This window comes from Leptothrix toolikensis (SeqCode) (assembly GCF_057922285.1).
On sequence record NZ_JBYSVC010000084.1, the window covers coordinates 1 to 10,057 of the forward strand.

Here is a 10,057-nt window from a genome sequence, read left to right on the forward strand (position 1 = left end):
GCACCCCACGCACCCCACGCACCCCACGCACCACGCGCTCAACTCTCGGTCGAGCTGCTTTCAAAGCGCTTGGGCGAAGTCAGCGTTTCGCTGGAGCCAGGCGCTGACATGGAAACCTTGCGCGCTGTTTTTGTCCCGCCGCCCGGCACCGGCATTGGCACTGACACCGGCACGCAAGGGCCTTGGGCTGAGTTCTATTCGGCCCCCGGTCAGGTGCGTGTGCGCCTGACCGCCGCTGAGAACACTGTGGCAGGTCGCCATGAAGCCACGGTGCTCGATCAAACAGGTCGCCCATGGGGACAGGTCAGCATCATGGTCAGCCCGCTGCCGGTCACTGACCCATGGGTTCAGCCGTGACCGATCAACAGCTGGTCGTCTCGGTCTTGGAGGAATACGCCGCCTTGACCCGAGGCCTGCTGTTCGACTACTTGCCCCAAGGCGAGCCGCGTCGCTACTTGTACGACTTGCTGCCCGACTACCCGCGTCGCGGCGGGCGGGGCCTGCGGCCCAGCATCTGCATCGCCACCGCCCGCGCCTTTGGCGCGCCGGTGCATGCGGCGCTACGCACAGCAGTGTCGATTGAGCTGATGCACAACGCGATGCTGATCCACGACGACATCGAAGACGAAAGCGATCTACGCCGTGGCGAGCCGACCTTGCACGCCCGCGAAGGCGTGCCGATCGCGCTCAATGTGGGCGACATGCTGGCCTTGGTGGCCATGCGGCCCTTGATGGACAACCGTCACGTTCTCGGCCCGCCCATGGCGCTGCGTCTTTTGGAAGAAAGTGATCGGATGGCGCGGGAATCCGCCGAAGGCCAAGCACTTGAGCTTGGCTGGCGACGCGACAACCCGATCAACATCACCGAGGCCAACTACCTTGAGATGGTCCTGAAAAAGACCTGCTGGCTGGCCACCATCCATCCCAGCCGCACTGGGGCGTTGATCGCCGGAGCGGGGCCGGAACTTCTGGATCAGTGCGTGCGCTTTGGTTTTTTCTTGGGCACCGCTTTTCAGATTCAAGACGACTTGCTCAATTTGGTCGGTGACGCTCAAACCTACGGCAAAGAGCTGGGCGGCGACATTCTTGAAGGCAAGCGCACGCTGATGCTGATTCGGCTCTTTGAGTCCTGCACTGCCGACGAGCGCGAGCGCCTGCGCGATTTCTTGGCCCTGCCGCGCGCCGCCCGCACGGACAAAGACGCGCGCTGGGTGCGAGCTCGCATGGATCACTACGACTGCATCGACTACGCCCGGCAAGTCGCCCATGGCTTGGCGGGATCGGCACGCTTTGAGTTCGAGCAGCTCTATCGCCACGTGCCCGATTCACGCGACCGCCGTTTCATCGAAGCGCTGCCCGCTTGGACGATCGAACGTACTTGAACGCACCTGACCCCTCAGGAACACGCTCAGCAAAAGGACTTCCACCATGACGCCCGAACAGTTCACCGCTCAGCTACCCACGCTGACGTGCAATCCGCTGCCGGCCAAACCGCCCTTCGTCTTCAACGGGCTGTCGTCGCGTGTCTTTCCGCTGCGCGCCAGCTTGGATGCCTTGCAACGCTTTTGCAACGGCTACTTGAACTTCGTCCCCGAGTCGGTCGGGCGCTTTCGCGCCTCCTTGCCCTATGTTTTCCTCTCGGTGCTCGACTACGGCCAAGTCGGTGAAGCGTCTGGGCTGGGTTGGTTCTCGCAAGTGGAAGTCTTCTTCGCCGTGCCGCTGGAGTGGTACCGCTTCGTCGATGGCCGTTGGGTGTTCCACGACTGGGCCACCATCACGCCGTTCATCTACGTGGACGACAACTTCTCGGTGCCGCTGGGCCGCACGGTGTCGGGTTTCCCAAAGGTGCTGGCCAAAGTGACGGCTGCGCCGAGTGCGTGGATCAACAACCCCTTGGGCCCCGTGTCGCTGGCGCAAGTGGAAACAGATGTGTTCCCGACGGCCTACGCCGGCCAGCGCATGGAGCGCCGCGTCTTCCTCGAAATCGACCGCGCCGCGCCGATGTCCAACCTGCGCGTGCCCTTCAACACCGGCAGCCCCATGGCACCGTGGACCATCGCCTCGCAGCTGGCCAACGCCGCCGGGGGCTTGAGCCGGGATGCTCAGTGGCTGGCTCAGGCGATGCGCATCTCGAAGGTCAATCCGCTCAGTCAGCCGGATTTACTCACCCAAATGCTGGGGCGCATCGCCCCGGGGCTGAAGATGAACAGCCCGGGCTTCGTGACCCACTCGATCAATCTGAAGCAGTTCCGCAGCACCCATGACTTGGACAGCGTCTGCTACCAAGCCCTGACCGACGGGCCGATGATGATCAATTCGTTCCAAGCCGGCGGTCTGCTGGGTGAGGAGCAACTGCTGCTCGGTGACGCGACCGGCGGCCACGTGATCCGCTTGCACGAGTATCCGAACCTACCGATTGCCCAACAACTGGGGCTCGAAGTCCAGCGCCGCTGGCGTGATGGCGAGGTGAGCGTGGCCGAAATCGCTCCGGTGGCACCGTTTTGGATGCAGACCAACGTCAGCTTGCTGCCAAGCGTCAACTTGGGCTGGCGCACCGAAGACGGTGTTTGGCGTGACGGTGCGGGCCAAAAGATGGCCACCGATCCCACCCAAAGGGCCCATGCCAAGGACACCCCGCCCAAGGACGAACCGCCGCCGCGCTTCAACACCATGGTCGCCTCGGCCCTTGAGGCCGTCACCGGGCCGTTCGAGTTCAGTGGCACCAACATGCGCGTCCTGCCGCTCTTGGCGAATCGCCAGACGCTGCAACATCATCTCGACGAGATGATGAACAACGCGCTGGCCAACACGGGCACCGATGAGCCGGCAGCGGGTGTGCGACTGCGCGTCTGGTCGAGAGAGCCTGACGCCGATCTGGCCTATGTCTACATGGCTGCGACCAGTTTTGGCCGGGTGACCTCTGAAAGCAACAACATCGGCGACTGGGCCAAGTACGAGCTGTCTTTTCTCGTGCCGGTCTGCTGGGAACGTCAAAGCAAAGAGGGCTGGGAGATCGAAGGCGTGGGCATGGTGCCGGCGTTCTTCTTCGTCGATGACTGCAAAACCGCCATCACGCGCTATGAAGTGCAAGGCATCGACGCCCGCACCGCCAACTTCGTGCGCCCCGAAAGCGTTTGGCTGTCCGATCAACCCAACGACACCCAACCGCAGCAGGTCTTGCTGCGGGTGGAGGCTGAAACGTGGTCGGCGCTGGATGCGGGTCAGCAAGCACACATGCAGCCGCTGGTTGAGATCGTGCAAAACGAAGTCAATGCCGGCCTTGGCACCGACAACTTCCGCGACAACGCCACCCGGTGGTCGCAGACCTTGCGCGATGAACTGCTCAGCAAGAAGAAAACCGCCCAAAGCAGCAAGAAAAAGACGACCCCCGAATCTCAGGCGCAGGACCACTGCAAGACCGCTCGGGCCCTCGCACTGGAGCTCCTTGGCAACCAAGCGCCGTTTTCGCTCTACTCCTTGATGCAGTTCCGCGATGTGGTGGACCCCGACAAAGCCTGCTACCAAGCGCTGGTTCGGGTCCAGCGGACCATCAAAGAGCTCTACGACTTGAGCGAAATCGAAGAAACCTTGGTGGTCCGCATCCACGATTACCCCAAGCTCAACATCGTCAAGCAGCTCGGTCTGATCGGCACGCGAGAATCCAGCGCCAAGACCGGCATCGTCTACAACGTGCAAGCGATCCGCCCCTTCACGCTGCGCGCCAAACTGAGCGAATCGTTGTCCGAGCGTTTGGCGTATCGCTGCGGCGCGCATGCATGGAGCATCGTCAAACCCGACGCCTTCAGTGGGCGACTGGGTACCACCAAACACGGCCCCAAAATCCAAGCCACGCTCAACGACGAAACCGTTCAGGATCGGGCCGACCCGAGCGACATGGCCTTGCTGATGGCGCTCTCGCGCAAGATAGCGAGCCAAAAAGCGGTCCCCACCATCACCCCAGCGCAAGCACGCACCACCGTCAAGACGGTGGACCCCCAGATCGTCATCGAGTCGATCTTGTCGCGGGAATGGGGCAATACCCACCCGAACGCCCGCTGGCGGCGGGGGCGATCCCTGCTTGAGCAGGCCTTGCAACAGTTGCCTCAAGGCGCGGATATCCACGCAGCCGCCCAGATGGCGATGTACAAACGGCTGCTGATGCCGTTTACGCGCCACAAAGGGTTTGCGCCCAAGCTCGACGCTCTTTACAAAGAGCTTTTGCACCCGGAGCACGGCAGCCCCAAGATCCCCGAAATCGCTCAAAAGCGTCAGGCCTTCGAGCTGGCCTTCGACCACTATGAGCGCAGCCTCTCGGCGCGCCACACCAGCAAAGACGCCGGGACGCTCACAACGTCCCACACCCAAGACATCGAAGCCGCCAAAACAGCGTTGGTTGAAACCCTGCGCGACATCGACGACAAGCTGATGCCCAAGAGTCTGGGCGATTTGCCACGGCGACCGGATCGAGCGCAAGACCACCTGTACCGGCTCAAAGAACTGCTCGGCTTCTTCCCCAAGCCGCCCCAAAAAGACAACGCCGATCAAGCCGCCGATGCCCCAGCAACGGTGGTGGCGGCCTCCGACATCCTGACCGATGCCTCGCGTCTGCGTGAGGCGGTGACCTCCGCACGCCATTGGTGTGACGCCATCGAACAGGCCATCCGCGATGCACTGGCCCGGGCCTACCAAAAACCTGACTTTTGCATTCGGCGGGATGCCGTGGGTAGCTACAGCGGCCAACTGCTGGCCACGACTTGGAGTTGGGATGAGGGCTGGTACCGGGGGCGCGCCGACAACAACGACAACAACAACAGCGACAAGGCCGCCTCATGAGCACGATCAACCCTTTCAACGTGGTGAATCTGCATGGCACCGGCTGCTTTCGCAGCGTGACGCTGGCGCTGCCCATCGAACAGGTCGCGCGCTTCCTGCCGGCGCAGTTGGAGCTTGGGGCCCAGAGCGTCACCCCACCGGGAACGCATCCGGTGATCCTGTCGTTCAACGCGCTCTTGCGCGCCGAGATGTCGATCCCGTCGCTGCTGCCGAGCCTGAGCTACAACGAGTTCACCTTCGGCGTGCCGTACACGATGGCGCGACGTGGCAAGGTGGGCCCGTTCTATTACATGCCGCAGCTGTTCCTCGACAGCGTGCTGGCCACGCTGGGCGGGATCCTCTACTGGGGCTATGCCAAACGGCTCGCGCGCTTCAAAAACGCCGCCAACCGCATTGCCATTGATGCCGAAGACAGCTCAGCGCTGATCTCGCTGGATTTCAACGCTGCCGGTGAAGCCCAACCTGTCACCAGCTATCCCCACTTCGCAGCCATTCAAGCGATGCTGAATCAGCCCTTGGTGTCGCAAATGCCGGTGACGCTGGGTCCGGTGTCGGTGGTGGCCGACTTCGACAAGCATTGGCCCTCCGCCACGCTGCGCCCGCTGCACACCGCTGTCACGGTTCAGCAAGCCTTCGTCCAAGGCTTCGGGCGAGGCCGCTTCCCTGCGACGGGCTTGAGCGAGGGTATAGATGCCATGGTGATGGGCTCTTATGAGCTGCAAGCACCCTGGCGCCTTGGCATGGCGCACGTGCCCCTTCTTTAACGGGGCTTTGCGCTCGCGGCGAGCTGAATCTCGTCAAGGGTGCTCAACGCCCGCAGCTCCAAACTCTTGGCGCTCTGATGCCGTGCCATCTCAACGGCTAGGCGCACGCTCTTCTCGGCCGACACCCACAGCTGTTCACGCTCGTTGTGCTGCTCCGCCGCCAAGCGCCGAGCCTGCTGAAGCTGGAAAAAGCCTTTGAGCCGGTACAGCTCGGGCTCATAAAAGCCTTCTTCGGTCGTTATGGCCAAACCCATGCCTTCGCGCAGCACGCTGTAGGCCTCGTCAAAATGCTCGGTCTCCCACAGGGCTTCGGCCAGCGCGGCCAGCATGTGGACCTGCGTGCAACCGTTGCCCGCTGCACGGTAACGCGCAAGACCGCCGCGCATCGACGTCAGCCCTTCCTCGTGCCGCCCCTGCATCACCAAGGCCCAGCCGCGATAGACCGCCACCATCGGCTCCCAGAAGGCAAAGCCTTCCTCGCCCGACAGCAAGATGGCCTCGTCCGCCATCTCCATGATGCGCTGCGGATCGCGCAAGAGGTGATGGAACCAGGTTTTGTAACTCACGGCCCACGCCAAGGAGGGCATGTGATTCAAGCGCCGCGCCAAGTCCAGTGAACGATCACTCGCGGCAAGCGCCTCATCGGGGAAGCCCTGCATCCAGAGCGAATCGCCCTTGAAACATTCCAAACAAACGCTGGAAGCATGGCCAAAATTCTGGGCGATCAAGCGTTCACGCTCGAAATCGAACACCGCCAAGCCCGCGTCAGCATGCTCAATGGCCTTGGCAAAATCACCGTGATAGGTGTAAGAGCACGCCGTCGCGTGTCGGGCGGGCGGGACCAACAACGGATTACCCACGCCCAGCGCCAGTTCCAGCACTTGGGGGGCCAGCGCCAGAGACTCGCCCACATGCCCGGCCACAAAGTGGTACGCCCATGTGCCCCAAAGCACCGTCAAACGCTGTGGGCTGTTGGGCAGCAAGTCAAGCAGCTCACCCGCTCGGCGATAGGTCTGAGCCAGCTCGTCCGACACCCAACCCTGCGTGGCCGTGAGTGCCGGTGCAAGGGCCGAGCGGAAATCGAGCTCGCACGACAAGCGCTGCGCGATGGGGAGGTGATCGAGCAGTTCGAGCCCTTGCTTCAGATGGGCCATCGCCTCGTGATTGGCCGCCCGACCCAGCGCCTGTTGACCGGCGCGCAGCCAGTATTCAATCGCCTGAATGTATTCAGCCGCCTTGGTGAAATGCTGTGCCAGCAGATCGGGCCGTGACGCAAGGGTTTCGGGGAAATGCTCGCGCAGCGTGAGTGCAATCTTGTGGTGAATCTCCTGCCGTGTCGCACGCAAGAGCGATTCATAGGCCACGTCTTGGATCAGCGCGTGCTTGAACGAATAGCAGCTGATCGTCGCTGAGGCACCACTACAGGCCACAAACAAGTCCAGCTTGCACAGGTTGTCCAGCGTCTCCACCAAGTCTTCACGCGTGCGACCAGATACCCGTTGCAACAAGGCGATATCGAATTGCCGGCCGATCACCGAAGCGAGCTGAGTGATGGATTTATCGGGCCCCAGCCGGTCGATCCGCGCCATGAGCGAGTCGTGTACCGTGTCCGGGATCGACGAGGACGGCAGGGGCCTCGTCAGCTCATAACGATCTTCGCGTTCTTGGAGCAAGCCGTTCTCAAGAATCATCCGGGTCACGGCTTCGACGAACAGCGGCACACCGCCGGTGCGCTCAATGATCTCGGCGACCACACTCGCCGGCAAAGGCTTCGAACCCACGATGTCTTTGATCAGCCCCCGGGCTGCGTCTTGCGGTAGCGGCGCGACATCAAGGACAGACATGCCCGGTGTGGTGTCGGTCCATGGCAGCGAAGACTCGGGCCGTGCCGTGCAGATCAAACACAACGGCGTGTCTTTCTGACTCGCAATCAACGCGTTGATCAGCTCTCGCGTAGATGGGTCGGCCCAATGCAGGTCCTCCATCAGGATCAGCACCGGCAGGCCATCGGGGGCGTGCTGCAACAAATCGGCCAAGATCGCCAGCGTGCGCTGACGTCGGCGTGCAGCCGCCATCTCAAGGGGGGGGTAGCGGTCGCCGGTGGGGATGGAAAACAAATCGGCCAAAAGCGGCAGGGCCTCTTCCAGCGGGGCCTGACGCCCTGCGGCAAAGCGTTCAAGCACCTCCAACATCTGTTCTGGCGACTGCGCAGCCGCATCGAGTCCCAAGCGTCGCCGCAGCATTGTGACGATGGGAAAGAATGCACTGCTCATGTCGTAGGGCGAGCACTCGACCTCGAACACTTCATGGAGCTGGTCCTTGGCGATCTCGCGGGCCATGCCCATCAAGCGGGACTTGCCGATGCCGGCCTCACCACGGATCAACAACACCCGGCGTGATTGGGTACAGGCCTCGGCCCAGACGCCGCGAATCAAAGCCAGCTCACGCTCGCGCCCACTGAAGCGTGCGATGCCTTCGGCAGCAAGTTTGTCGAGGCGCGAGGCCGAGCGGTTGCGCCCAAGGACTTCGAAGATCTGCACTGGCCGCGAGATCCCCTTGAGGGTGTGCGAGCCCAGCGGGTTGAGCATGAAGTGCTCGCCAATCAAGCGGCGTGTGGCCTCGCTTACCACCACGGTGTCTGGCTTGGCCTCCGATTGCACGCGTGCGGCAATGTTGGGGGCCTCACCCAGCGCCAAGGGCTCACGTCGGCTGTCGCCACCGGCCCCGGACATCACCACCACGCCGGTGTGGATGCCCACGCGCACCGAAGCCAGCCGACGCACCAGTTTGGTGTCGCCAAAATATTGCAGCAGCTCGACCCCCGCTTGAACCCCCCGCACGGCGTCGTCGCCATGCGCGGTGGGGTACCCAAAGTACGCCAAGATGCCGTCCCCGAGGAACTGAGCGACGTAGCCACCGTGACGACGAACAATATCGGCGCAGCCTTGCTGATACTCAGCGTAGAGCCGCTGGAGATCCTCCGGATCCATGTTCCCGGACAAGGTGGTCGAACCGACCAAATCGCTGAAAAAGAGCGTGATCTGACGCCGCTCACCTTTGATTTCTGGGCTAGAGGCTCCCAGCGACTGCCCACAATGCGTACACGACATCGCACCGCGCGCATTCTTGGCTTGGCAACGCGGACAGGCCTTACCTATCGGGGTGCCACATTCACCACAGAATTTGGCCAACGCATGGTTTTCGTGGCCACATTTCGCACAGTGCATTTTGTTGTTCTCAATCAATTTTTCTTACACATGTCCCACCGCATCTAAAGATGCGGTGGTCTTGGACTTCGGCAGGAATGAAATGACGACGGCAATGCTCCAGAGCCAGGGGTCGATGAGGGCGTCCCAGAGGTTGGTGGAGACGGTGAGGCCCAGACCGAAGGCAATGCAGGCGATGGGCATGGCCCAAGAGATCGCGCTGCGTACTTGGCGGGCCATCAGGCTGAATAGAGCCACAGCGACCAAGATCCACATCGAGCCGGCGCGGGTGTAGCCCCATGCGTAGAGATCGACGTCCACCGGCCCCAAGGCGCTGCCATAAAGCACGGCACCCGTCATGGCGATGATGGCGGCCAAGCGGCGACGCCAGACCACCATGCGGTCATGCTCGCCGCTGTAAGCCTCGATGCGGTGATGCACCGGACGCAGCCGCGCCCACACCACCCAACCGGCCAAAAAAGCCGTTGAAATGGCCGGGTCACCAAAAGCGCTACGCAGGAAGACCGCTGTCGGCAAGGCGGCCAAAACCAGGACCGCGCCCAACAGGCCCGGTACCAGCCAAGCTTTCCAGCTCTGACGGGCGACCTCGACACTGGGAGCCAGACGCAAAACCGCCTGAACCCCGACCCAAAGGAGGATCAATGCCCAACTGAGATAGCCGGTGACGAGAAGAACTTCAGGGGTTTGGGTCATAAACACACATCAAGGTTTGACGGCAACGGGGGGCGCATGGGGTCGTGGCGGATTGTGCTTGACCATGTAGCGCGCGGTTTCGTACCAAGCCTGCGCGAGTTGCTGCATCTCTTTTTCGCGTGCAGCGACCGGCACTTCGACCAGTGGGTCTTGCAACGACCAAGCCCGCCCATTGCGTCCGGGCGCGCCGGTCGTGACGTAGCGATCAGCCGATAACAGCCCCACTTCCGGCATGAAGGTAAAGACCGAACGATCCGCGTTGAAGCGCGGGTCGAGCAGATCGCGTCCTAGGCTGGTGTTGAGATAGGGTTGATCGAACAGCCCCGCCAAGGTCGGCATCACATCGACTTGGTTGGCCGGCATATCTAGGCGCTTGGGCTTGAGCCAGCTCGGCGAATACAGCAAGAGCATGTTGTGGCCGTTGGTCAGACCGAGCGGCCCGAAGTAGCTCGGCATATTGGCCCCCGGCTGACCCATGATGCCGTGGTCGCCGTAGAGCATGAACACCGTGTCGTTGAACCAAGGCTGTTGGCGCGCCAT

General features: G+C 62.2%; 7 protein-coding genes. 4 read left to right on the plus strand and 3 right to left on the minus strand.

What is annotated here, in order from left to right; all coding sequences use genetic code 11:
- The 4 genes from AC3VI7_RS10785 to AC3VI7_RS10800 all read left to right on the plus strand — a co-directional run.
- On the plus strand, window positions 1-357 hold a 357-nt coding region (locus AC3VI7_RS10785), incomplete at its 5' end, for a hypothetical protein (RefSeq protein WP_489671514.1).
- Window positions 342-1,382 carry a polyprenyl synthetase family protein gene (locus tag AC3VI7_RS10790; RefSeq protein ID WP_489668063.1) on the plus strand — a complete coding sequence of 347 codons (1,041 nt, stop codon included), beginning with the start codon at window positions 342-344 and terminating at the stop codon, window positions 1,380-1,382. The genes AC3VI7_RS10785 and AC3VI7_RS10790, both read left to right, overlap by 16 nt.
- A 46-nt stretch (window positions 1,383-1,428) precedes the next feature.
- Entirely contained in the window at window positions 1,429-4,833 is a 3,405-nt protein-coding gene (locus AC3VI7_RS10795; protein ID WP_489668062.1) for a hypothetical protein, read from the plus strand.
- The gene (locus AC3VI7_RS10800; RefSeq protein ID WP_489668061.1) at window positions 4,830-5,597 is read left to right on the plus strand and encodes a hypothetical protein; all 768 of its coding nucleotides are present in this window, start codon (window positions 4,830-4,832) and stop codon (window positions 5,595-5,597) included. The genes AC3VI7_RS10795 and AC3VI7_RS10800 overlap by 4 nt, the downstream gene beginning before the upstream one ends.
- On the opposite strand, the gene AC3VI7_RS10805 is transcribed toward AC3VI7_RS10800, so the two are convergent.
- The 3 genes from AC3VI7_RS10805 to AC3VI7_RS10815 form a co-directional block, all read right to left on the minus strand.
- Complete coding sequence (locus AC3VI7_RS10805) at window positions 5,594-8,824, minus strand: adenylate/guanylate cyclase domain-containing protein (protein WP_489668060.1); 3,231 nt, start codon at window positions 8,822-8,824, stop codon at window positions 5,594-5,596. The two genes, AC3VI7_RS10800 and AC3VI7_RS10805, sit on opposite strands and share 4 nt — an antisense overlap.
- A gap of 24 nt (window positions 8,825-8,848) precedes the next feature.
- The gene (locus AC3VI7_RS10810) at window positions 8,849-9,517 is read right to left on the minus strand and encodes a hypothetical protein (RefSeq protein WP_489668059.1); all 669 of its coding nucleotides are present in this window, start codon (window positions 9,515-9,517) and stop codon (window positions 8,849-8,851) included.
- 9 nt (window positions 9,518-9,526) lie between these two features.
- On the minus strand, window positions 9,527-10,057 hold a 531-nt coding region (locus tag AC3VI7_RS10815), incomplete at its 5' end, for a hypothetical protein (RefSeq protein WP_489671515.1).